18 protein-coding genes are annotated in these 23,193 nt (G+C 75.5%); 8 read left to right on the forward strand and 10 right to left on the reverse strand.

Features of this window, described 5'->3' with window-relative positions; genetic code table 11:
• The first annotated feature begins 6 nt into the window (after nucleotides 1-6).
• From ABD644_RS18490 to ABD644_RS18505, 4 genes are all read left to right on the forward strand, one after another.
• Nucleotides 7-1,431 carry an ABC transporter ATP-binding protein gene (locus tag ABD644_RS18490; RefSeq protein WP_344690492.1) on the forward strand — a complete coding sequence of 475 codons (1,425 nt, stop codon included), beginning with the start codon at nucleotides 7-9 and terminating at the stop codon, nucleotides 1,429-1,431.
• Nucleotides 1,432-1,501: 70 nt separating this feature from the next.
• On the forward strand, nucleotides 1,502-2,275 hold the full coding sequence (locus ABD644_RS18495; RefSeq protein ID WP_344690493.1) for an energy-coupling factor transporter transmembrane component T family protein: 774 nt from the start codon (nucleotides 1,502-1,504) through the stop codon (nucleotides 2,273-2,275).
• A 42-nt stretch (nucleotides 2,276-2,317) separates the two neighbouring features.
• Nucleotides 2,318-2,851, forward strand: coding sequence for a DUF1697 domain-containing protein (locus ABD644_RS18500; protein ID WP_344690494.1), 534 nt, complete (start codon nucleotides 2,318-2,320; stop codon nucleotides 2,849-2,851).
• A 126-nt stretch (nucleotides 2,852-2,977) separates the two neighbouring features.
• Complete coding sequence (locus tag ABD644_RS18505; protein ID WP_344690496.1) at nucleotides 2,978-3,424, forward strand: ATP-binding protein; 447 nt, start codon at nucleotides 2,978-2,980, stop codon at nucleotides 3,422-3,424.
• A 23-nt stretch (nucleotides 3,425-3,447) separates the two neighbouring features.
• Here the strand turns inward: ABD644_RS18505 and ABD644_RS18510 are convergent, their stop codons facing one another.
• Together ABD644_RS18510 and ABD644_RS18515 are read right to left on the reverse strand one after the other, a co-directional pair.
• Nucleotides 3,448-5,559: a SpoIIE family protein phosphatase gene (locus tag ABD644_RS18510; RefSeq protein WP_344690497.1), complete on the reverse strand. Its 2,112-nt coding sequence runs from the start codon at nucleotides 5,557-5,559 to the stop codon at nucleotides 3,448-3,450.
• A 97-nt stretch (nucleotides 5,560-5,656) separates the two neighbouring features.
• Nucleotides 5,657-7,477, reverse strand: a complete 1,821-nt coding sequence (locus ABD644_RS18515) for a gamma-glutamyltransferase family protein (protein WP_344690498.1) — start codon at nucleotides 7,475-7,477, stop codon at nucleotides 5,657-5,659.
• 980 nt (nucleotides 7,478-8,457) lie between these two features.
• Here ABD644_RS18515 and ABD644_RS18520 point away from each other — a divergent pair.
• Both ABD644_RS18520 and ABD644_RS18525 read left to right on the forward strand, forming a co-directional pair.
• Nucleotides 8,458-9,159, forward strand: a complete 702-nt coding sequence (locus ABD644_RS18520) for a head GIN domain-containing protein (protein WP_344690500.1) — start codon at nucleotides 8,458-8,460, stop codon at nucleotides 9,157-9,159.
• 70 nt (nucleotides 9,160-9,229) lie between these two features.
• Entirely contained in the window at nucleotides 9,230-10,183 is a 954-nt protein-coding gene (locus ABD644_RS18525) for a nucleoside hydrolase (protein WP_344690501.1), read from the forward strand.
• A 19-nt stretch (nucleotides 10,184-10,202) separates the two neighbouring features.
• Here the strand turns inward: ABD644_RS18525 and ABD644_RS18530 are convergent, their stop codons facing one another.
• A complete protein-coding gene (locus ABD644_RS18530) occupies nucleotides 10,203-10,907 on the reverse strand; it encodes a GAF and ANTAR domain-containing protein (RefSeq protein WP_425547472.1) in 705 nt (234 codons plus the stop codon).
• Between the two features lie 118 nt (nucleotides 10,908-11,025).
• On the opposite strand from ABD644_RS18530, the gene ABD644_RS18535 reads away from it, so the two are divergent.
• On the forward strand, nucleotides 11,026-11,541 hold the full coding sequence (locus tag ABD644_RS18535) for an ATP-binding protein (RefSeq protein ID WP_344690503.1): 516 nt from the start codon (nucleotides 11,026-11,028) through the stop codon (nucleotides 11,539-11,541).
• Here ABD644_RS18535 and ABD644_RS18540 read toward each other — a convergent pair.
• The 7 genes from ABD644_RS18540 to ABD644_RS18570 all read right to left on the reverse strand — a co-directional run bounded on the left by ABD644_RS18540 (nucleotide 11,538) and on the right by ABD644_RS18570 (nucleotide 21,800).
• The gene (locus ABD644_RS18540; RefSeq protein WP_344690504.1) at nucleotides 11,538-13,142 is read right to left on the reverse strand and encodes a GTPase; all 1,605 of its coding nucleotides are present in this window, start codon (nucleotides 13,140-13,142) and stop codon (nucleotides 11,538-11,540) included. The two genes, ABD644_RS18535 and ABD644_RS18540, sit on opposite strands and share 4 nt — an antisense overlap.
• 7 nt (nucleotides 13,143-13,149) lie before the next feature.
• A complete protein-coding gene (locus ABD644_RS18545; RefSeq protein WP_344690505.1) occupies nucleotides 13,150-14,853 on the reverse strand; it encodes a GTPase family protein in 1,704 nt (567 codons plus the stop codon).
• A gap of 30 nt (nucleotides 14,854-14,883) precedes the next feature.
• Nucleotides 14,884-15,546, reverse strand: a complete 663-nt coding sequence (locus ABD644_RS18550; protein WP_344690506.1) for a flagellar brake protein — start codon at nucleotides 15,544-15,546, stop codon at nucleotides 14,884-14,886.
• Between the two features lie 166 nt (nucleotides 15,547-15,712).
• Nucleotides 15,713-16,990, reverse strand: a complete 1,278-nt coding sequence (locus tag ABD644_RS18555) for a GGDEF domain-containing protein (RefSeq protein WP_344690507.1) — start codon at nucleotides 16,988-16,990, stop codon at nucleotides 15,713-15,715.
• 132 nt (nucleotides 16,991-17,122) lie between these two features.
• Nucleotides 17,123-17,854, reverse strand: a complete 732-nt coding sequence (locus ABD644_RS18560) for an NYN domain-containing protein (RefSeq protein WP_344690509.1) — start codon at nucleotides 17,852-17,854, stop codon at nucleotides 17,123-17,125.
• A gap of 92 nt (nucleotides 17,855-17,946) precedes the next feature.
• A complete protein-coding gene (locus ABD644_RS18565) occupies nucleotides 17,947-20,061 on the reverse strand; it encodes a putative bifunctional diguanylate cyclase/phosphodiesterase (RefSeq protein WP_344690510.1) in 2,115 nt (704 codons plus the stop codon).
• Nucleotides 20,062-20,180: 119 nt separating this feature from the next.
• Nucleotides 20,181-21,800, reverse strand: coding sequence for an acyl-CoA dehydrogenase family protein (locus ABD644_RS18570; RefSeq protein WP_344690511.1), 1,620 nt, complete (start codon nucleotides 21,798-21,800; stop codon nucleotides 20,181-20,183).
• A gap of 247 nt (nucleotides 21,801-22,047) precedes the next feature.
• Here ABD644_RS18570 and ABD644_RS18575 point away from each other — a divergent pair, with 247 nt between their 5' ends.
• Nucleotides 22,048-23,127 carry a hypothetical protein gene (locus ABD644_RS18575; RefSeq protein ID WP_344690512.1) on the forward strand — a complete coding sequence of 360 codons (1,080 nt, stop codon included), beginning with the start codon at nucleotides 22,048-22,050 and terminating at the stop codon, nucleotides 23,125-23,127.
• Nucleotides 23,128-23,193: the final 66 nt, after the last annotated feature.

Genomic DNA, 23,193 nt, shown 5'->3' on the forward strand with positions numbered 1-23,193 from the left:
CGGCCGGTGACCACCACCGGTGGTGTCGCCCGCACGACGACCGGCCCGGTCCGCGTCGTCGCGCGGGGGCTCGGCGTGCGCCACCCGTCGCGGCTCGCCTGGGCCCTGACGGGGGTCGACCTCGTCGTCGAGCCGGGCGAGCGGGTGCTGCTCACCGGCGCCTCGGGGGCGGGGAAGTCGACGCTGCTGTCCGCGCTGGCCGGGATCCTCGACGCCGAGGGCACCGAGGTCGCCGGCGAGCTGACCATCGACGGCGCCCCGCCCCGGGCGGCCCGCGGCCGGCTCGGTCTGCTGGCCCAGGACCCGGACAGCCAGCTGGTCATGACCCGCGCCGGCGACGACGTCGCGTTCGGGCTGGAGAACGCCGGCCTGCCGCGCGAGCGGATCTGGCCGCGGGTCGACGCGGCGCTGGAGGCCGTCGGCTTCCCGTACGGCCGGGACCGGCCCACGCAGGCGCTCTCGGGCGGTGAGAAGCAGCGCCTCGTACTCGCCGGCGCCCTCGCCCGCGATCCGGGCCTGCTCCTGCTCGACGAGCCGACGGCGCAGCTGGACCCACCCGGGGCGGCGCTGGTGCGTGGCGCCGTCGCGCGCGCGACCGCCCACCGGCGGGCCACCGTGATCGTCGTCGACCACGACGCGGGCCCGTGGCTGCCACTGGTCGACCGCGTCGTCGAGCTGACCGACGGCGGGCTGGTCGAGCACGGCCCGGGCTGGCGCCCGGCCGACCGCACCGCCGGGCTGCGTCTCCCGGGCGCGGGCGACGGACCGGTCCTGCTCGCCGCGGACGCCGTCGGCTTCACCTACCGCGGCGCCCGGGTGCCCGCGCTGCCGCCGACCACCGCCCTCGTGACCGGGGGGCGGGCCCTCGCCGTCACAGGGCCGAACGGCACCGGCAAGTCCACGCTCGCCCTCCTGCTGGCCGGCCTGCGGGCGCCCACGACCGGCCGGATCGAGGCGGCGCCGGAGCTGGTGGCCGGGGTCCGCCGGGGGTACCGCGCGCCGCACCGCTGGCGGGCCGAGGAACTGGTCACCCGGATCGGGACGGTCTTCCAGAACCCGGAGCAGCAGTTCCTGACCGGCCGGCTGCGCGACGAGCTCGCCCTCGGGCCGCTGCGGTCCGGGGAGCACGCAGCGGCCGCCCGCGCGACCGCCGACGAACTGCTGGAACGACTCGGCCTGACGGCGTTCGCCGAGGCCAACCCGTACACGCTCTCCGGCGGCCAGCAGCGCCGGCTGTCGGTGGCCACCGCGCTGGCGACCTCGCCGCGGGTGCTGGTGCTCGACGAGCCGACCTTCGGGCAGGACGCCGCGACCTGGCGCGAGGTGGTCACGCTCCTGGCCGAGCAGCGCGCCCGGGGCTGCGCGGTCGCCGTCGTCACCCACGACCGGGACCTCGTCGACGTGCTGGCCGACGACAGGTTGAGGCTGTGAGGACGACAGGCGAGCGAGCATCGCAGCGAGCGCCAGCGAGCGAGGAGCGGAACGAGCCCGGAGTCGAACCATGAGCACTGTGACGGCGTCCCTGGCGCTGGGGCCGGTGGCCGACGTCCCGCTGTCCCGGATCAACCCGGTCGCCCAGCTCAGCGCGATGGCCGTCGTCACCGTCGTGCTCCTGACCAGCCTGGACGTCGTCACTCCGGCGGTCGTCGTCGCCGCCGAGCTGTGCCTGCTGCCGGCCGCCGGCCTGAGCCGGCCCCGGGACCTGTGGCGGCGCACCTGGCCGCTGCTGATCGGCGCCGGGTCCGTCGGGCTGGTGAACGTGCTGCTGTCGGACGACGCGACCGTGGTCACCGGCGTCGGCCTGGCGCTGCGAGTGATCGGGCTCGCGCTGCCGGGGGTGCTCCTGGTGGCCTCCACCGACCCGGTGCGGCTGGCCGACGCGCTCACCCTGCACTGGCGGCTGTCCACCCGCTTCGCCTTCGGTGCGCTGGCCGCACTGCGGCTGGTGCCGCTGCTGGTGACCGAGTTCGAGTCGGTCCGCCTCGCCCGGCGCACGCGCGGGGTGTCGGCCGGCCGGAACCCGATCGCCCGGGTGCGGCTGGTCGCGGGGATCGGCTTCGCGCTCCTGGTCGGCGCCGTCCGGCGGGGTTCGCGTCTCGCGACGGCGATGGACGCCCGCGGCTTCGACTCGGGGATCCCGCGCACCAACGCCCGCGGGTCGAGCCTGCACCGTCGCGACGTCGTGTTCGTCGGGGGCGCCGTCGTGGTCTGTGTGCTCGCCGTCGCCCTGAGCGTGCTGGCCGGCGCCTGGGACCCGGTGTTCGTCGGTGGTTGATCCGCTCCGCGCAGGGCTGGTCGGCGCGCTACCGTCGCCGCCGTGGCCGACACCCGCTACGTCGTCCTGCTGCGCGGCATCAACCTCGGCAAGGCGCGGCAGGTCGCGATGCCGCGCCTGCGCGAGGTGCTGACCGGCCGCGGCCACGAGGCGGTGCGCACGCACCTGCGCAGCGGCAACGTGCTGCTCGACAGCCCGCTGGACGAGGGGGCGCTGGCCGCCGACGTCCGCGCGGTGATCGAGCAGGAGTTCGGGTTCGAGGTGCCCGTCGTCGTCCGGACCGCCGCGGAGGTCGCCGCCGTCGTCGCCGGCGACCCCTTCGAGTCCCTCGCCACCGACCCGGCCCGGTACCTGGTGACCTTTCTCCAGGAGCCCCCGCCGCCCGACAAGGTCGACGCGCTGCCGACGGCCGACGGCGGCGACTACCTCGTGCGCGGCCGCGAGCTCTACCTGTGGCTGCCCGACGGCATCCAGAACACCCCGCTCGCCGCATGGAAGTGGGACCGTCTGCTCGGCATCCCGGGCACGGCCCGCAACTGGAACACCGTCACGAAGCTGGCCGAGCTGGCCCGTTGACCCGACCGCCGGGGTCCGGCCGACCCGGGAGAGTGAGACTCGTCGCACTCACGTTTGACCGGGTCGCCTACGGCCCATACGGAACTGTTCGGCTTGCCGTCCCGAGGCGGCCAGAAGGGTGAGGGGATGCAGGTGACAGGGCAGGCGGCCGGGCCGGTGTGGCCGTCCGCATCCCCGCCGCAGGCGGCGTCCCTGCTGGCCTGGGAGCTGCACGACGTCGTCCAGCTGGCGAGCGTCCGGGCCGAGCTGCGCGGGCACGCGGTCACCGGCGCCGGCAGCGATCCCGAGACCGCCGACGTCCACGACCGGCTGGTCCTGGCCCTCGACGAGATGGCGTCCAACGCGTTGCGCCACGGGGGCGGGCGCGTGCACGCCTCCGTCGGGCAGACCCCCGACGCGTTCCTCATCGACGTGTCCGACCAGGCCCCCGAGATCGCGCCCACGCCGGCCGTCGACCGGGACCCCAGCGAGGGCGGGCTCGGGCTGTACCTGATCGCGGAGCTCGCCATCGAGCACGGCTGGTACGTCCGCGGCGGCGCCAAGCACGTCTGGGCCCTGCTCCCCCGGACCTGAGGTCCCCCCGGCGCTGAACCGCGTCAGTCCGGGGCGATCCCCGGCGGCAGGCGGCGCGGCCCGGCGTCCACCGGCCGCGGTCGGTCCTGCGAATCCAGCCGGATGGCGACGAGCGCGACGTCGTCCTGCAGCCCCTGCGGGCGGAGCCGCTCGATGACGGCGTCGCAGAGATCGTCCAGCGACTCCGCGGCGAGCTCGGCGAGCACCGCCTTCAACCGGGCCATGCCCTCGTCCAGGGGCAGATCCCGGTCCTCGACCAGCCCGTCGGTGTAGAGCAGCAGCGTCGCGCCCCGTCGCACGGTGACCACGTGCTCGGTCCGGTGGACGGTCGGGTCGACGCCGAGCATCAGCTCGGCCCGGGGGCCGGCCAGCTCCTCGATCCGCCCGTCGTGGTGGATCACCAGCGGCGGGGGGTGGCCGGCGTTCGACCAGCGCAACCGGGTGAGGCCGGCGGACCGTTCGCCGCGGGTCTGCTCGACCTGGGCGATGACGGCCGTGGCCATCGCACCCGTCGCGAGACCCTCCATGGCGGCGTCCAGGTCGGTGAGGACGGCGGCGGGCCCCACGCCCTCGCGGTAGGCGATGCCGCGGAGCATCCCGCGGAGCTGGCCCATCGCGGCCGCCGCCTCCGTGTCGTGACCGACGACGTCGCCGATGACGAGCATCGTCGCCCCGGAGGGCTGCAGGAACGCGTCGTACCAGTCGCCACCGACCTGGGCCACCCGCGCCGCGGGCTGGTAGCGCACGACGATCTGCGCGTGGTCGGGCTGGGGCGGTGCGGTGAGCAGGCTGCGCTGGAGCCCCTCGGACAGGCGCCGCTGCTGGTCGTACAGGCGGTTGTTGTCCAGTGCCAGGGCCAGGCGGTCGGCGATGTCGCGCGCCGTCGACGCGTCCTGCGCGTCCGCGGGGGCGCGGTCGGCCGACCGGTAGATCGACAACGCCCCGAGGGTGCGGCCGCGGGCGGCCAGCGGCATGGTCACCGCCGTGCGCGGGGCCAGCGACCAGAAGACGTCGCTCACCTCGCCCGGCGGCAGCATCGGGCCGACGACGGCGCCGACGTCGTCGACGCTGCGCAGCTGACCCGACGCCAGCGCCCGCAGGACCGGGGCGTGCGACTGCAGCGCCCCCAACCGCAGCGTGGCGTAGCGGGCGACCGGCCGCCGGAGGTCGGGGTCGACGTGCCAGCTGCCGACGTCACGCATCCGGCCGTCCTCGTCGACGAGGCTGGCGATCACCCAGTCGCCGAGCAGGGGCACCACGGCCTCGCAGACGCGCTGCACGGCCTCCTCCTCCGTCCAGCCCTCGACCGGCTGGTCCGACAGCAGCGCCGACACCTCGGCGATCAGGGCCAGCCGTGCCGCCGTCCGGACGGCGCGGTCCTCGGCCGCCCGCCGCTCGGTGATGTCCAGGAAGGAGACCGACAGCCCGTCGGGGGTCGGCCAGGCGCGCACCTCGAACCACGACTCGAGGGGCGCCGGGTACCAGGCCTCGAAGACCTGCTCCTCGCCGCACGCCACCGCCCGGCGGTACCGCTCCTCGAACTCGCTGCCCAGCGCGGCCGGGAACAGCTCCCACAGGACCCCGCCGAGGGCGTCGTCGCGCCCCATGGCGAGCACCCGCTCGGCCTCGGCGTTGAGGTAGGTGAACCGCCAGTGCGGATCGAGGGAGAAGAACGCGGCCTTCATCGCCTCGATCACCCGGGTGAGCCGCGCTTCGCCCTCGCGCGGGGAGGTGGTGTCGTAGCCGACGCCCAGCAGGCGCGTCGCCGTGCCGCCCTCGTCGCCCAGGGCCCGGCCCCGCGCCTGCACCCAGCGCGTGCTGCCGTCGGGCAGCACGACGCGGAACTCCGCCTCGTAGCCACCCACGGTGCCGATCGCCGCGCGCATCGCGTCGAGGACGCGGTCGCGGTCCCCCGGGTGGAGGCGGTCGACGAAGGCGTCGATCGTCCCGTCGAACTCGGCCCGCCGATAGCCGAACATCGCCAGCAGCCGGTCGTCCCAGCGCAGCCGCCGGGTCACCAGGTCCCAGTCGAAGCTGCCGACGCCCGCGGCGTCGACGGCCAGCTCGATCCGCAGCCGGTCCGCCGCCCGGTCGCGGGCGTCCGCGGAGTCGGTCCCGGGATCGGGCGAGCTCACGGCGACTCCTCTCCGGCACGCGGGAAAGGGGGCGCGGACCTCCCCCAGCATTCCGGGCCGCCGTCGTCCGGGCGGAGGCGGGTACCGGACGACGGGTTCAGCGACCTGCCGCGTATCCCTGCACCCCGCGCGGGTCGGCCGCGGCGCGCAGGACGCCGGTCTCCGGATCGCGGCTCACCGCCGAGAGCCTGCCGAGGGTCCACGGGGCCGCGACGGTGACGTCGTGCCCGCGCCGGCGCAGCGCGGCGACGACCCGGTCGCCGAGGCGGGACTCCACGACCACCTCGGCGGCCGTCGATTCCCGCGGGTAGAACGACGACGGGAACGCCGTCGTGTGCCAGGTCGGGGCCTCGATCGCGGCCTGCAGGTCGAGGCCGCGGTGCACGTGCGCCAGCCAGAAGCACAGCTGCCACTGCTCCTGCTGGTCCCCGCCGGGCGTGCCGAAGGCCAGGGCAGGGACGCCGCCGCGCAGGGCCAGCGAGGGCGTGAGCGTGCTGCGCGGGCGCTTGCCCGGGGCCAGCGAGTTCGGCAGGCCGCGCTCGAGCCAGAACATCTGGGCCCGCGTGCCGAGCGGGAAGCCGAGCTCGGGGACCACCGGAGAGCTCTGCAGCCAGCCGCCGGACGGGGTGGCCGAGACGATGTTCCCCCACCGGTCGACGACGTCGAGGTGGCAGGTGTCGCCGCGGGTGGCGCCGTGGCGATCGACCGTCGGTTCGCCGATGCCCGCGCCGGTCCGCCGGGGACCGGGGGCGTCGGTGGTGAGGAAGCTCGGGAGCCGGGGCGGGCGCCCGCCCGGTGAACCCGGCCGCAGCTGGTGGCTGGCCGTGTTCCCGATGAGCGCCCGCCGCTCGGCGGCGTAGGTGGACGACAGGAGCTCGTCCACCGGCACGTTCTCCACGTCCCCGCACCAGGCCTCGCGGTCGGCCATCGCCAGCTTCGTCGCCTCGACGCTCACATGCACCGCCTCGGCGGTGTCTGCGTCGGAGGGTCCGGAGGCGGACCGGTCGCGGTACCTGACCGCGTCGACGTCGTCCAGCATCGCGATCACCTGGAGCAGCGCCGGTCCCTGCGACCACGGCCCGGCCTTCGCGAGCGTCCACCCCTGCCGGTCGAGGGTGACCGGCGGCTCGTACGTCGGCGTCCAGCCGGCCAGGTCCTGCCCGGTCAGAAATCCGGCGTGCGGGCGACCGGAGTCGTCCATCACCGGATACCGGGCGAACCTGTCGATCGCCTCGGCGACGAATCCGGAGTACCAGGCGGACAGTGCCGCATCGATCTGGGCCTCCCGGGAGGGTCCGCGCGCTGCGTCGAGCAGTCGGCGGTAGGTCGAGGCCAGAACAGGATTGCGGAAAAGTCTGCCGGGCGCCGGTGGGGCACCGTCGGAGGAGAGCCAGGTGGCGGCCGAAGTGGGCCAGTGGGTGCGGAAGTGCTCGGAGACCGAGGCGACGGTCGCGGTCACCCGGGGAAGGAGGGGGTGACCGGTCTCGGCGTACTCGAGGGCGAAGCGGAGGACGGCGTCCAGCGGCTGGGTGCCGTGGTCGCGCAGCAGCGTCAGCCAGGCGCCGAAGGCGCCGGGGACCGTCGCTGCGAGGAGGCCGGTGCCGGGCACGAGATCCAGGCCGAACTGCTCGAAGGCCTCGATCGTCGCGGCGGCGGGGGCGACCCCCTGGCCGGACAGCAGACCGGGTCGCCCCGGGCCCGTGCCGCTCCGTTCTCCCGCCGCGAAGAGGATGGGGACCTCACCGCCGGGGCCGTTGAGATGGGGCTCGACGACCTGGAGGGCAAACCCGGTGGCGACGGCCGCGTCGAACGCGTTGCCCCCGGACTCGAGGGTCGCCATCCCGGCCGCTGTGGCCAGCCAGTGGGTGGAGGCGACCATCCCGAAGGTGCCGGCGAGCTCGGGCCGGGTGGTGGACACCCGGCCACCGTAGGCGGGGTCTCCGCCGGACGTCGCGCCACAGCGGGGGACGTCGCCGGGTCCGTTCCCGCCCACCCGTGGACCGTGGGCGTGCTCGGCATCTCGTGCAGCACGACGGGCGGGTTGGCCTGCTGGGCGGAGAGCCGCACCGCGGGGCGCCCCCAGGCGAGGTACTCGCCCCGCGGGCCGGCGCCCCACAGGGCCAGCCGCCGGACCAGCCCGGGGCGCGTGCGCCGAGCAGCTGCCGGAGCGTTCACGACGGTGGGGACGACGGGCGAGCAGCGCCAGGCGAGGTGCTCCCCCTGCGGGCCGGCGCCCCACATCGCCAGCCGGTGCACCAGGGCCGACAGCCGCCCGGGGTGCCGCGACGGCGGAGCGGTGGGCGGGGTCCACACCGTCGGGCCGGGAGACGGTGCGGCCGGCGCGGGACGGGCCGCCGGTGCGGGGGGCACCGGGCGCAGGGGCACGGCCCGGGCGCCACCGGCCCGGGGGCCGCCGGTGCGGTGGATGCCGGCCCGGGTGGGGCGGGGACGCAGCCGCGCGGTCGCGGCGTCGGCCCGGTCGAGGACGTCGATCAGCCCGGCCAGCGAGCTGCGTCCGTTCGGGTCGGCGGACAGGCGCGGCACGGCCGAACCGGACGGCTGGTCGCTGCTCATGTCACCTCCCGACGTTGTGGTCCGCAGCCGGGGAAGGGTGCTGCGGACAAGGAGAAAGGTAGGGACGACGGCCCGCGTGATCGGTCTTCCGCGACACCCGCTGGAGGGCGCGTGACCGAACCGTTGCGCAGGCCCCGCGGCGCGGTCGGTGACCCGTCTCCTGGGCCCTGGACTTGTCGACAAGCCGTGCCCGGCCAGCGCGAAAACCCCGGACGGGCAGTGCGGTCGTCCCGACGGCCGGGTGGTCCCCCGGCGTGTCGGGGCCGTCCGGGTGGCGCGCACGGATCGCCGCCACGCCGCGCCGGTCGCGGGATCATGCGGGCCATGCGGACACGACTGCTGCTCGTGCCGGCCGCGCTCGCCCTGGCCGGCTGCGTCCCCCTCCCCGGCATCGGTGCCGACCCCGGGCCGGAGCAGCGCGAGGAGCGCAGCATCGAGGACGCCACCGAGGTGGAGCTGGCGACCGGCGGGGAGCTGATCCTCCGGCCGGGCGACGTGCCCTCGCTGGAGGTGTTCGCCGGCGAGAACGTGCTCGAGCACCTGACCAGCGACGTCCGGGACGGCCGGCTGGTCCTCGGCGACGACGGCACGCTGCACGACCTCGGCGAGGTCCGCTTCGAGGTGGTGCTGCCCGCCGTCGACGCCGTCGAGCTCTCCGGGTCGGGCTCGATCGACGTCCTGGCCCCCAGCGCCCTGCGGGACGTCGTGCTCTCCGGCTCCGGCACGATCGGCGTCGAGGGGCTGGACACCGAGGAGCTGCGCGTCGAGCTGTCCGGATCGGGGCAGCTCGAGATGGAGGGGGCCGCGACGCGGCAGGACGTGTCGATCGACGGCTCCGGCACGTACGACGCCGGAGAGCTCCGCAGCGAGGACGCCACGGTCACCGTGTCCGGGTCGGGGACGGCGGAGGTCTCGGTGAGCTCCGCCCTCGAGGCCGTCATCGAGGGCAGCGGCACGATCACCTACGCCGGCGACCCCGCCGTCGACAGCCGCATCGACGGGAGCGGCACCGTCGCGCCCCGCTGAGAGAGGACCCCGTCCCCCTCGGCCCTCGCCCGCTCGGGCCGAGCCTCTGGACGGGGCCGAGAATGGCTTTGTGTCCAGGCCCCTCGTGATCGACACCGACCCCGGCATCGACGACGCCCTCGCGATCCTGCTCGCCCTGGCGAGCCCCGAGGTGGACCTCCGCCTGGTCACCACCGTGCACGGCAACGTGGAGCTCGAGCAGACCACCGAGAACGCCCTGCGGGTGCTGCACCTGGCCGGTCGGTCCGACGTCCCCGTGGCCGCCGGTGCGCGGGCCTCGCTCGTGCACCCGCAGCCGGAACGGGCCGGGCACGTGCACGGCGCGGCAGGTCTCGGCGGCGTCCAGCTGCCGCCCTCCCCCGCCGAACTCGACCCGCGACCCGCCGTCGTCGCCCTGGCGGAGCTGCTGATGGCCTCGACCGAGCCGGTGACGGTCGCGACGATCGGACCGATGACGAACCTCGCGCTGCTGCTCGGCGTCTACCCCGAGGCCGCCGCCCGGATCGGCCGGTTGGTCGTCATGGGCGGCTCCGCCGGGCGCGGGGGCAACGTGACGGCTGCGGCGGAGTTCAACGTCTGGGCCGACCCGGAGGCCGCCCAGGCGGTCCTCACCGCGGGGTTGCCCACGGTGCTGGTCGGGCTCGACGTCACGCTGCACACCGTCCTGGGCGAGGACGGCATCGCCCGCTTCGCCGCCGCCGGGCCGGTCGGCTCCTCGGCCGCGGCGATCCTGCAGCAGTACCTGGACCACGCCCGCACCGCCTACGGCACGAGCGGGGTGGTGGTGCACGACGCGCTCGCCCTCACCGAGGCCATCGCGCCCGGCACGCTCGGGACCGTGCGCCGCGACGTCGTCGTCGACACCACGTTGGGCGCCGGGCGGGGCCAGACCCTCGTCGACCGCCGCGGGGTCTCGACCGCCCCCGCAGCGGTCGAGGTCGCCGAGGCAGTGGACAGCGCCGCGGCCGTGGAGTTCCTGGTCAGCCGGCTGGCGAACCTCGACGGTCCGCTCAGCGGGGGCTGACGATCACCGTCCGACCCGCTCAACGAGGGCGTGCGACCACCGACTCCACGATCCGCGTCGCGATGTCCCGCAGCTTGCGGTTGTAGCGCTGGGACGCCTCGCGCAGGATCTCGAACGCGACGTCGGCATCGACCTTGCGCTGGGCCATCAGCACGCCCTTGGCCTGCTCGATGACCGCCCGCGACTCCATGGCCAGCCGCATGTTGCGGGCCTGCTCGCCCAGCTGCCAGTGCGCGTCGGCGTTGGCCACGGCGACGGCCACGTACTCCGCGACGTCCTGGCCCGCCGCGAGCGACTCGGGGGCGCTGAAGGCCGACGGCCGGGTCGAGTAGTTGTTGAGCGCGCCGATGAACGACCCCTGGTAGGGCAGCGGGACGGACATCGAGCTGCGGACCGGCGTCGTCGCGAGCAGGTGGGCGACGTAGTCCGGCCACCGCTCCTCGGTGCACATGTCGTCGACGAGCAGCGGGACCCCACCGCGCCCCGCGTCGATGCACGGGCCGTACCCGTGCTCGTACTGCAGCTCGTCGGCGGCCAGCGCCATGTCACCGGAGTGGGCTGCGGTGAAGGGCTTGTCGTCGCGGATCAGCGTGATCGACGTGGCCTCCGCCCCGGGGATGCCCCGCGCGGCGATGCGCGTGATGTCGGTGAGCACGTCGGTGAGGGTCCGGTCGACCAGGACCACACGAGAGAGCTCGCGCAACCAGTCGTTCACGGGCCACATTGTGCCTGGCTCCGTGCCGGAATCGGCCCGGCTTCGCGCGACCGGGCCGGATCGGTCAGGATGGACCCGGCCGGATCGGTATCCGGTCCGCCTGCGAAGCACACGCGAGGGGGAGGCGATGACCGAGCAGCCGGCCCTGGACGCGTGGCCGTGCGTTCCGGTCCCCTCCGTGCCCGGCGACGTGTGGCACTGGCAGCTCGAGGCGATGCACGTCGTCTCCCGGGTCCGTTCCGACCTGCGCGCCCGCATCGCCCACCCCTCGGTCTCGACCGGCTCCACCGAGGACGCCCGCGACGGCCTGCTCCTGGTCTTCGAGGAACTCGCCTCCAACGCCCTGCGCCACGGCGGCGGCGACGTGCGGGCCCTCGTCGTCGCCGGTCCCGGGGGGTGGCTGCTCGACCTCAGCGACGAGGCGCCCGAGCGCCCCCCGGTCCCCGCCGTCGACCGCGACCCCGCCCTCGGCGGGATGGGCCTGCACCTGGTGGCTCAGCTGTCCACCGCCTACGGGTGGGAGAAGCGCCCCGGGCGCAAGCACGTGTGGGCACGGCTGCCCTCCGGCCGCGAGGGCGCCGGCGGCGGCCGGCACCGCGACCGGCTGCCCGAGCCCCGGGCCCCGGGCATGCACCGGGACTAACGCCCCGCCGTCGCCACCGCCGCGCAGAACGCCGCGGCATCGGAACGCAGCTCGGCCATCGGAGCCAGCACCTCGGCGTCGGCGACCTCCTCGATCGACGCCCGCAGCCGGCGCTCGGCGGTGCGGGCCCGCCGCCGGGCGCGCAGCGCCACGAGCGGCCGCGCGACCACGGCCAGCAGCAGCCCGGCGAGCAGGCCGGCGACCAGCAGCAGGGTGGGCAGCGGCACGCCCTGCACGCGTGGCAGCGGCACGACGTCGTCCAGTTGGACGAACCCGAGGACGACGAGCGCGAGCAGCCACAGGGCGCCCGCCAGCGCCACGACCGCGAGCAGCCACTGGAGTCCCCCGACGGCCCGCTGCCACAGCGGCGTGCGCTCCGGCCCGAGGTCGGTGCCCGCGACGGCGCGATCGATCCGGTCGGCCAGCCGCTCCTCGGACACCTCCACGGTGCGGCGCAGCTCGTCCCGCCACGCCTGGGACAGGCCCTCCCCGGCGACGTCCCGCGCCCGCCGCACGGCCGTGCTGACGCCGGCCAGCTCGACCGCTCCCGTCGAGGGCAGCGACGTCCGGGAACGGCCGTCGCCGAGGTGCAGCCGCCCGAGCGGGTCCGGCCGGAACTTCCGCGTCCACCGCACCACCGGCCAGCCGGTGACCGCCGTGCCGGCCCGCCGGGTCGACCGTTCGACGGCGGCGGTCACGGTGGGCACGCCGGCCGCGAGCGCGAGGGCCGCCGTGAGCTCCTCGCGTTCCCGGTGGCCCAGTTCGCCGCCGACCGCCCCGTCCCCCGGGGCGCAGTGGCGGCTCAGGCCGCCGGCCGAGGCCCGGACGTCGGCCACCAGTCGATCGGTGGCCGCCCGGCGGGCCGAGACCCGGCGGGCCAGCTCGCCGCGCAGCTCCGCGACACCGGAACCGGTGCGGGCCGAGACGCCCAGCAGCGGGACCCGGTCCAGCCCTTCCCGGTCGAGCAGGCCCCGCAGGTCGGCCCGGCACGCCGCCAGGGCGGTCGGGTCCAGCCGGTCCACCTGGTTGAGGACGACGAGCAGCACCCCGGAGTGCCCCGCGAGGGGCACCAGGTAGCGGTCGTGGACCGCGGCGTCGGCGTACTTCTCCGGGTCGAGGACCCACACCAGCACGTCGACCAGCCCGACCAGCCGGTCGACCTCGAGGCGGTGCTCGATCCGCACGCTGTCGTGATCGGGCAGGTCGAGCAGGATCAGCCCGTCGAGGGCCGGCTCCGGCGGGTGCCGGTGCCGGCGGGGGACCTCCAGCCAGTCCAGCAGCCGGTCGGCGGCGCCGACCGGCCCGGACTCGGCCGGGCCCCACACGGTGGCGTGGGCGACACCGGTGGTCGGCCGTCGCACCCCCGGGCTGCTCACCTCGGCCCCGGAGAGCGCGTTGAACAGCGTGGACTTGCCGCTGCCGGTCGCCCCCGCCAGCGCGACGACGGTGGCGTCCCCGAGCGCCGCCCGCGCCCCGGCCTTGGCCAGCAGCGCGCGGGCCTGGCCGACCTCGGGCACCTCGAGCCGGCCCTCCGCCAGCTCCACGGCCTCGCGCAGGGCCGCCAGCCGCTCGGTCAGCGGGGTCTCGCCTCTCCTCGTCACAGCGGCCTCACGACGACGCCCGACGGGCCGCGGCCAGGGCGGCTGCCGCCGCCCGCAGCCGCTCGGCCGCACCGGGGTCCGGCGCGGACGCGGCCAGCCGGCCGTCGAACCGGCCCTGCTCGAAGCGGAGCAGCGCGTCGGCCCGGGCCTGCAGGTCCTCCCTGGCCCGCGCGGCCAGCGCCCGCACGGCGGAATCGCCGAACACGGCCTCCAGCACCCGCTGGCCGACGGCGGTCGTGCCCCCGGCCACCGCGATCTCGCCGCCGGTGAGCCCACCGGTCTGGGCGAACACCGCGACCATGACCGCGGCCCCCGCCCCGTTGACGCCCCAGGACAGCGCACGGGCGCGGGTCCGCTTGTCCCCGCCCTCGGTGCGCACCAGGTCGAGCACGGTGCCCTGCCAGTCGCGCACCTGCGCCGCGGCCGCCTCCGGGAAGTCCGGGGACACCTGCTCGAGCTCCCGCTCGGAACCGGCCAGCAGGCCCGGGCCGCCGGGCAGCGCCCGCCAGGCGGTCACGGTCCGCTCGGCCGCCCGGTCGGCCTCGGCCCGCAGCAGCCGCTCGACGCCGTGCTCCAGGGCTCCCTGCAGTTCCACGGCCGGTGGGGGCCGGCCGGTCAGCGCCCCGGCGATCCGGTCGCGCGCGCGGCTCACCCGGTCCTGCAGGCCGCGCATCCACTCACCGGTGCCGACGAATTCCTGCCACCGCGCGAGCACCTCCCCGCGCAGCAGCGCCCCGCTGCGCACGCCCTCGTCCACACCGGCTCGGGCCGCGTCGTAGGCCGCCGTGGCCGCGGCGTACAGGGCCGTCGCAGCCGACGTCTGGGCGTCGACCGCGACGGCGATCCCGGCCACCCGCTCCCCCAGGCTGTCCAGGGCACCGGTGAGCGTCTGGCGGACCACCGCCGCTCGGGCCCCCTGGTCGGCGGCCAGCGCGTGCAGCCAGGCCCGCAGCGGGGCGGTCTGCTCCTCCGGCAGCAGCCCGTCGCGCAGCGGTCGCTCCTCGATCACGAACAGGCGGGCGGCCGACAGCCCGGCCCGCTGGAGCATCCCGGCCAGGTCCTCGGCCACCTCCCGCGCGGCCTCGGCCGGCACGCGGTCCAGCACGACGGCCAGGGCGGTCCCCCGCTCCTGCGCCGTCCGGAGCAGGTCCCACGGGACGGCGTCGGCGTAGCGGGCCGCCGTCGTGACGAAGACCCACAGGTCCGCCGCGGCCAGCAGCTGGCCAGCGAGGTCCCGGTTGGACTCGACGACCGAGTCGACGTCGGGGGCGTCGATCAGCGCCAGACCCGGTGGCAGCTCGGGCCGGACGACGACCTGGAGGGTGCCCGGGCCGCCGGCCGACCCGGTGACGCGCGGCAGGTGGGGGAGGACCCGGTCACCGGAGAAGGCGGTGACGTCGGCCGGCGCGCAGACCAGCACCGGCGCGCGCGTGGTGGGCCGCAGCACACCGGCCGTGCTGACCGGCGCGCCGACCAGGCTGTTGACCAGCGTGGACTTGCCGGCGCCCGTCGAGCCGCCGACGACGGTCAGCAGCGGGGCGTCGAGGTCGCGGAGCCGGGGCAGGAGGTAGTCGTCGATCTGGTCGACCACGCCCCGGCTGGCCCGCCAGGCGTCGTCGCGACCCACCGTCGCCAGGCCGAGCGGCACGGTGGCCAGCAGGTTCCGCAGCCCGACGAGGGCGTCGGGCAGCGGGAGCGGCGGAGCGGTCACGCCTGCTCTCCTGCCCCGTGGCGGGTGGGTCTACCCCCGCAGGTCACGTGGGGCGTCGTCGGCCATCTTGGCCCGCTCCTCGCGCAGCGCCTGGAACACCCGGCGGCGGATCTTGTCCTGGTCGCGCTCCTCGATCGAGAGGAAGCGGATCGACATGAGCCACACCGCGCCCCGGGCCTGGTTGCGGACCACCTCGGCCTTGGCCGTGATCGGACCCTCCTCGAGCCGGATCACGAGGTCGAGCGTGTTCCCCTGCTCGGGCGGGATGCCGAAACCGTCGACGTTCACCCGCACGCCGGCCTCGCTCAGGTCGACGGTCTTGCCCTTGAGCTGGACACCGGCGTACTTGGCCTCCAGGGGCACGACGACGCGGCCCCGCACGGCCTTGCGCCGCTGGCTGTGCTCGGCCGGCCCGGTGACCCGCATCCGCCAGCGCACCACGGCGCCGGTCTCGACCTCGATCACCTCGGCGGGCAGGGCCCGCTGGCCGTCGGCGATCTTCCAGAACACCTCGACGAGGTCGCCGGGGCGGACGACGACCTGCTCGACGAACTCACCGACCGACGGACGGACCACGACGACGTCGCCCTGGACGAACTCGACCCGGGAGCTGACGGAGATGCCGCGGCCGGCGACGGTGATCTCGGCCTCGGTCTGCTCCTCCGGGTGGTCGACCCCGGGCACGCTCGTCATTCGCCCTCTCCGATCCTGAACCGCGATGCCTGTGGACCCGATGCTGCCGGACTCGATGGGCCTGGACCCGGTGCGCCCGGATCCGTCACCGCGGGAACGAACGGTATCCGTCGCGCACGACCGTCGTCACGCCGCCCGTCCCGGCGCGCCGCAGCACGAGTGCGGATCAACCGGCCGGCACGCCGAGCACCTGCTGCGGCGCACCGACGGCGTTGCGGGTGATCTTCGCCCGGTAGAGCTGCTCGTCGGCCCGGGACATGACCTCCATGGGGTAGGCGTGCTCGCCGGCGACGGCGGCGACGCCGAGCGACAGGCTGAGCTCACCGGGCGCGAACCCCGGGGGCTGCAGCTCGCCGGCCTCGACCCGCAGCCACTCGGCGAGCTCCACCGCGCGGTCGAGGTCGGCACCCGGCATCAGCACCGCGAGCTCGTCGCCGCCGAGCCGCGCCACCAGGTCCTCGCACCGGACGCGGGCCCGGAGCAGGGTCGCGACCTGCCGCAGGACCTCGTCGCCCCCGGCATGCCCGTGGCGGTCGTTGACGGTCTTGAAGTGGTCGATGTCGAGCAGGACGACGCCGACGACGCCGCCGTCGTGGCGCGCCGCCGTGCAGACGGACGTGAGCTCGGCGTCCCATCGGCGGCGGTTGGCCAGACCGGTGAGCGGGTCCTCGTGGCTGAGCCGCTCCAGCTGGGCGAGCAGCACGCCGGTCCGCTGCTGCTCCCGTTCCAGCCGGATGCGGGTGATCAGCTCGCGGTTGTTGAGCGCGTACCGGCGCAGGTGCGCGAGCGTGGCGACGATCGAGGCGGTGCCCATGAACACCACGACGGCGACGAGGTCGGCGGTGGTCATCGGTGCGCGCGCGGTCAGCCCGAAGACCGCCAGCGCGACGCCGGACACCGCGACCAGCGCGACCGTCCACCGGGGCCGGGCGACCAGGATGCAGCCGCTGCCATAGATCGCGAGCGTGAACCCGAGCAGGTGGAAGGACGCACCCGTGGTCCGCGCGATCATCCAGGCGATCTCGACCTGGACGGTCGCGAGGACGGCGAACGTCAGCAGCTCGGGGCGCCGGCGGCCCAGCGGGAGGCGCCAGAGCGCGAACATCGCCAGGAGCATCGGGATCTCGCCGAGCAGCCGCACGACCAGGAACGCGGTCGCCTGCTCCGGGACGGTCAGGCGGTCGACCACGGTCCAGGCCGGCATGCAGAGCACCGCGACCCAGCCGACCAGCAGTCCGGCGGTGCGGGCGCGGTCGACGAGTTCGTCCCGGAGGCCGGGGACGGCGGCGGCGAGATCCGACAGTGACGAGCGCGTCGACAGCGCGCCGCCCTCCCCCGTGCGGCGGCCCGCGGACGGGTCGGCGCCGACCGGCGGCACCGCCGGGGGCAGCACGTCACCCCGGCGGAGCACCGCGACCAGGCGCTCGAGGACGGTTGTCGGCACGCTTCTCCATCGGCAGTGCACCCGCACGGCCTGAGCGCAGTGCGGTACACCGACCCTTGTGGGTGACCCGCGCATCCTCGCTGGTCAGAGGTGCTTTCCGGCACTCCTACGTGCGGAACACGCCGGTTCCGTTCAGCTGTTGCGGCGAGCCGTGAAGGAGCTGACGAACTCGCGCAGGCTCCGCGTGGGCCGCAGCCAGGCGCCGTCGGGCGGGAGGGCGTCCAGCCGGACGCGGTCCAGCGGCACGGAGAACGCGCCCGGCACGTCCTCGATGTCGATGAACTCCAGCAGGTCGGAGCTGATCGCGTAGCCGGCGACCTCGCTGAAGGCGACCACGACGACCTGCGTCCCGCGGCGGGCGAGCTCCTCCATGGGCTCGGCGAAGTTGCGGCCGTCGCCGGAGAAGACGATCAGCCGGCGGAGCCGGTGGCTGTGCTCGCGGACGGCGATGTGATCGAGCATCGCCTGGTCGATGTCGTCGTCGGGCTGCGACTTGGGCCGGGCGAAGACGGCGAAGCCGAACCCCCGCAGCGCCTCCACCCAGCGCTGCAGCGAGCCGACGACGGGCGGGATGTTGGCGAAGACGCAGGCCTCCACCTCGGGCGCGTCCGGGGCGCTCGGATCGCCGGCACCCTCGACGAACCAGGCGGCGATCGCGTCGAACCGCGGCCGGGACGCCGCCGTGGGTCGTGCGCCGATCACCGTCGACAGGGTCATGTCGATGTTGGGTGCGTCCCAGATCAGCAGATCGAGAGCGGGTCGCCCACCGCCGTCGGAGGCCACCACCCCCGCCGGCGCCGGGGACGATTCGTCGGCATCGACGGGGGACAGGCTGCCGGTGACGGCGTCGGAACTCTCGGGCACGGGAGCAGTCTGCCGTCCCGGCTGGTCCGCCGTGCGGCGCGGCGGTCCCGCGGGCGCCGTCGCCCGGCGGACGACCCGGCGCGGCCGGCCGCTCACGACCCGGTGGCCGCCGGGGTGCCGGCCATGACCTGGGCGCAGAGGTCGCCCCCCGCGGCGTGCACCCGGCGGATCCAGCCCGGAAGCGCCTCGGCCGGCATCGGCTGCCCGAGGAGCCAGCCCTGGGCGAGATCGCACCCCGCCTCCCGGACCATGCGCAGGTGCTCGGGGGTCTCGACGCCCTCGGCCACCGAGCTGATGCCCAGGGTGCGGGTCAGACCCACGATGGCCGCCAGCACGGCGCCGGTCTCGCCGGCCGCAGCGCGCTCGGCCGCGGTGAGCAGCGAGCGGTCGATCTTCAAGGTGCCGATGGGGAGCGCGAACAGCTGGGCCAACGACGACCAGCCGGTACCGAAGTCGTCGATCGCCACCCGGACACCGAAGCTGCGCAGCACCGTCAGCTGGTCCTCGGCCCGGGTCGGGTCCTCGGCCACGCTGGTCTCGGTGAGCTCCAGGACCAGCTGGTCGGGGGGCAGACCCGATTCACGGAGGGCCACGCGCACGTCGCGGACCAGGGTCTCGGCCGAGAAGTGCCGGGCGCTGACGTTGACGCTCATCCGCAGGGGCAGGCCCTCGGCCGCCCACGCGGCGGCCCGCTGGGTGGTCTCCCGGAGCAGCCACCGGGTGATCGGGATGACCTGCCCGGTCTCCTCGGCGACGGAGAGGAACGCGTCGGGTGGCAGCAAGCCGCGCTCGGGGTGCTGCCAGCGGACGAGCGCCTCGACGCCCTCGATGGCTCCGGTGTCGAGGCGGACGACGGGCTGGTAGTGGACGACGAGCTGGTCGATGGCGTCCTCGCGGAGCCGGCTGGCCACCTCGAGCCGCCACCGCGCCGCCTCCCGCAGCGACGGGGTGAACAGGTGCACGTGGTCGCGGCCGGAGCCCTTGGCCGCGAACATCGCCGAGTCGGCGTCGCTGAGCAGGTGGTGCGAGGTGACCACCTCGGGACGCGACACGGCGACCCCGATGCTGGCCGACAGCGGCACCGTGATCCCGGAGGCTCCGAAGGGCAGCGTGAAGGTGGTCTGCAGCCGAAATGCCAGGGCGGCCGCCTCGGAGAGATCGCACCCCTCGGCCAGGATGACGAACTGGTCGCCGCCGAGCCGGGCGACGGTGTCGCCCGGGCGCACCTGCTCGCGCAACCGCTCGCCCACCTGGCAGAGCAGCTTGTCCCCGAGCTCGTGACCGAGCGAGTCGTTGACCATCTTGAAGCCGTCGAGGTCGAGGACCAGCAGGGCGACACCGCCGCCGTCGGCGGGTCGCCGGGCGAGGGCACCGCCGATCAGCGTGAGCAGCATGCTGCGGTTGGGCAGGCCGGTGAGGTCGTCGTGCGCGGCCTGCCAGGCCAGCGCCTGCTCGCTCAGCACGCGGTCGGTGACGTCGAAGTGGCTGACGACGATGCGGTCACCGCCGCCCACCCGGGACGCCTGGAGCCGCCACCATCGGGCGTGCTCGCCGAGCCGCGAGGAGTAGTCGTGGTCGAAGACGTGGTCGGGGCACGTGCCGGCGCGCAGCCGCTGCAGCCCCGAGACGATCGCGGCGTGGTCCTCGGCGTCGAGGCCCCGCGACATGGAGTCGAGGTAGTCGTCGCCCACGCCGCCGGGCTCGACGCCGCCGAGCCGGAGTTCCTCGCCGTTCGCGGTCCATACCCTGTTCGTGGACAGGATGCGGCCGTCGGCGCCGACGATCACCGTGGCGGCCGGCAGCGACTCGAGCACCGAGGTGAGCTCGCGCATCTCCGCGTCGCGGCGCTGGTCGGCCCGCATGCGCTCGTCGATGTCGCGCACGAAGACGGTCAGCCCGAGGGAGTCGGGGTAGGCCCGGATCTCGAACCAGTGGTCCCAGGGCTGGTGCTGGTAGTCGAAGACGCGCGGCTGGCCGTCGGCGAAGACCCGCGCGAACGACTCCTCGAGGAGCGTCCCGCGGGCCAGCGGGAACGCCTCCAGGTAGTGCCGGCCGACCATGTCCGCGGCCGCACGGCCGAGCATCCCCTCGAACGCGCCGTTCACGTACGTGATCCGCCACGCGCGGTCGAGGTGGTACACCCCGTCCGGCACGGTCTCCAACGGATCGGCACGCGCCGTCGTCCGGTCGTGGTCCTCTGGTTGCACCGTGCCCGCTCTCTGTTCCCCCTGCGCCGCTCGCCGCGGGCGCGACGCCCCGTCGGACGACCCGGCGGTCGGTACCCGGAGGCCCGACGCCTTCCGAGAGTAAACGCATCGCCGTCGGGTCAGGCAGGGGCGACCCTGGAGCGCTCCACGATCTCGCGTGTCGGCACGCCGGCGGGCAGAGTGCCGAGGACGGCCCCCCAGTCACCGCCCAGCCGGGTGGCGCAGAAGGCGTCCGCGACGGCATGCGGTGCGTGGCGCAGGAGCAGCGACCCCTGCAGGCAGAGGGCCAGCAGGCCGGCGACGCGGCGGGCCCGCAGGGGGAGGCCATCGGGGTCCCCGAGCTCGACGTGCAGCCGTTTCACGGCGTCGTCGAAGCGGCTGTCCGTGCCGCGGGCGAGCTCGATCTCGGCGCTCACGGCGGCCAGCGTGTCCGACGAGCGGCCCATGGCCCGCAGGACGTCGAGGGCGATCACGTTGCCCGAGCCCTCCCAGATGGAGTTCAGCGGAGCCTGCCGGTACAGCCGGGGGAGCCCGGACTCCTCGACGTAACCGTTGCCCCCGAGCACCTCCATGGCCTCGGCGACCGCCGTCGGCGTCCGCTTGCAGACCCAGAACTTGGCCGCGGCCCCCGCGAGCCGCAGGAACGCCGACTCCCCCGCGTCAACGGCGGCGGCGAGCCGGATCGCCAGCGCGGTGGCCGCCTCGCTCTCGACCGCGAGGTCGGCGAGCACGTTCTGCATCAGCGGCTGGTCGGTCAGCAGCGCGCCGAACGCCCGGCGGTGCCCGGCGTGGTGGACGGCCTGGGTCAGGGCGGCCCGGATCGTCGCCGCCGAGCCCAGGACGGTGTCCAGCCGGGTCATGTTGACCATCTCGATGATCGCGGGCACGCCGCGGCCGGGTTCCCCGACGAGCCAGCCGGCGGTGCCGTCGAACTCGACCTCGCTGGACGCGTTGGACCGGTCGCCCAGCTTGTCCTTCAGCCGCTGGACCCGGAAGACGTTCCGGGTCCCGTCGGGCAGGACACGGGGCACCAGGAAGCACGTGACGCCCTCGTCGAGCTGCGCGAGGACGAGGAACAGGTCGCTCATCGGCGCCGAGGTGAACCACTTGTGGCCGGTCAGCGCGTACGTGCCGTCGGGCCGGGCCACCGCTCGGGTGGTGTTGGCCCGCACGTCGGAACCGCCCTGCTTCTCCGTCATCCCCATGCCGGCGATCAACCCGGGTTTGCCGGTCGGCTCGGCCAGACCGAAGGAGTACTCCCGGCTGGTCAGGCCCGGCTCGTACAGCGCGGCCAGGTCCGGGGAGCGGCGCAGGGCGGGGACGACGGCGTAGGTCATGGTCGTCGGGCAGGCGTGCCCCATCTCGACCTGCGTCCAGCCGAGGTAGCCGACGGCGCGGCGCACGTGGGCGTGCGGTGACGGGTCCACCCAGGGAGCACCCGCGAGGCCGTGGCCCACGGCCGTGCCCATCAGCTGGTGCCAGGAAGGGTGGAACTCGACCTCGTCGACCCGGTGGCCGTACCGGTCGTGCGTGCGCAGCTTCGGCGGGTTCTCGTTGGCGACGCGTCCCCAGTCCTGCGCCTCGGCGCTCCCGGCGAGGCGGCCGAGATCGGCGAGGGACGCCAGGGTCGCCTCGTCGGCGTGCCGCCGGCAGGCCTCGGCGAGGACCGCGTCGCCGGCGACGGGGTCGTGCCCGACGAGCGGCGGCACCTGGTTGGTGACCTCGTGCGTGGCGGTCATGCCCCGGACGGTACGACGTCTCGCCGGGGCGGTGTCCCCCACCCGGCTTCGCCGGGGAAGTCCCCGCATCCCGGGCCTTCGAGACCGGGTTGCGGAGCGGCAGCGGATCGATACCGTCCGGTACCTCTCACTCTCCGCAATCCCCCGATCGGGGGATCGTATGTGACGCGCCGCACATTTTCGGGTTGATCATCCGGCGCGCATCACGGTGTGGTCACGAGACGGACCGGTTCCTACGGTCCGCCCCATGACGGAGACCGCGGTCATGGTGGACGGCGCCACGCCGTCCGCGGCCGGCCGGGCGTGGCTCCGTCGAATCCTCGCCGCCTGTTTCCTCGGGGCCGGCGCCTACGTGTGCCTGGCTGTCGGGCCCGATCTCGCGGCACGCGCCGACGAAGCGGCGGCAACCCAGTCCGACCCGGCCGCCGCCCCGCAGGAAGCCGCCCCCGCCGACGGCACCACCACGACGCTGGCGAGCACGTCGATCACCACGGGTGACGCCTCGGCGAGCGCGACCGCGACCTCCGGCGCCGCCGAGCCGGCGACGACCTCGCCCGACTCCGCGGAGAAGGCGACCGCCGAGGGCGACGCGGCACCGGACGCCGCGGAGACGACGGAGACCTCGGCGCCCGCGGACGAGACCGACCCGGCCCAGGGCGTGACGGCCACCGCGACGGCGACCACGTCGTCGGTCACCTCGTCCGGCGAGTCGACGGTCACGACGGAGTCGTCGACGGCCTCGGACGTCCGGGTGCAGAGCACCTCCGAGGCCGTCGCGACGGAGACCGGCATGGCCGAGTCCGCGACCGGCCCCGCCTGCACCGCGGCGGACGAGGACAGCGCGTCGCCGTCGTGCACCGGCACCCCCGAGGCCGCTGCCTCCACGGCGCCGGTCGAGGCCGACGACTGCCTGCCGGTCGGCGCGGTCGTGCCGGCGGCAACCGACGACGACGCCGCCGAGCGGTCGACCGGCACGGCCGGACCGTCGAGCGGTCCCGCCTACCGGGCCACCACGGCACCCGACCAGACAGCGGCCCCGGCGACCGCGTCGTCCCCCGCCGTCGCCCCGACCGCCGCGAGCACGCCGCTCGCGCCCTCATCGCCGACCCCACCGCCGGCCGGTTCGCCGGTAGCAGTGGGCGGATCGGGCTTCTGCAGCAGCAGCGGGCCCGGGTACGGCGCACCCCGAGGCTCCGGCGGGCCAGGCGCTGCCGTGCTCGGCACGCCCCTCGAACTCTTCTTCGCATCCGGTGACGCCGAGCGCGCGGCGCCGGCAGCGGGGTCGCCCTCCCTCACGGCGAACGACCCCGCCACCCGGCCGGACTGACGCGGCCGCTGCGCGGCCTGCGCCCGTCCCGGTGCGCCACGGGGGGCACATCACGACCCAGTGCAG

Origin of the sequence: Blastococcus jejuensis (assembly GCF_039534705.1) — a bacterium.
In the GTDB taxonomy this organism is placed as follows: domain Bacteria; phylum Actinomycetota; class Actinomycetes; order Mycobacteriales; family Geodermatophilaceae; genus Blastococcus_B; species Blastococcus_B jejuensis.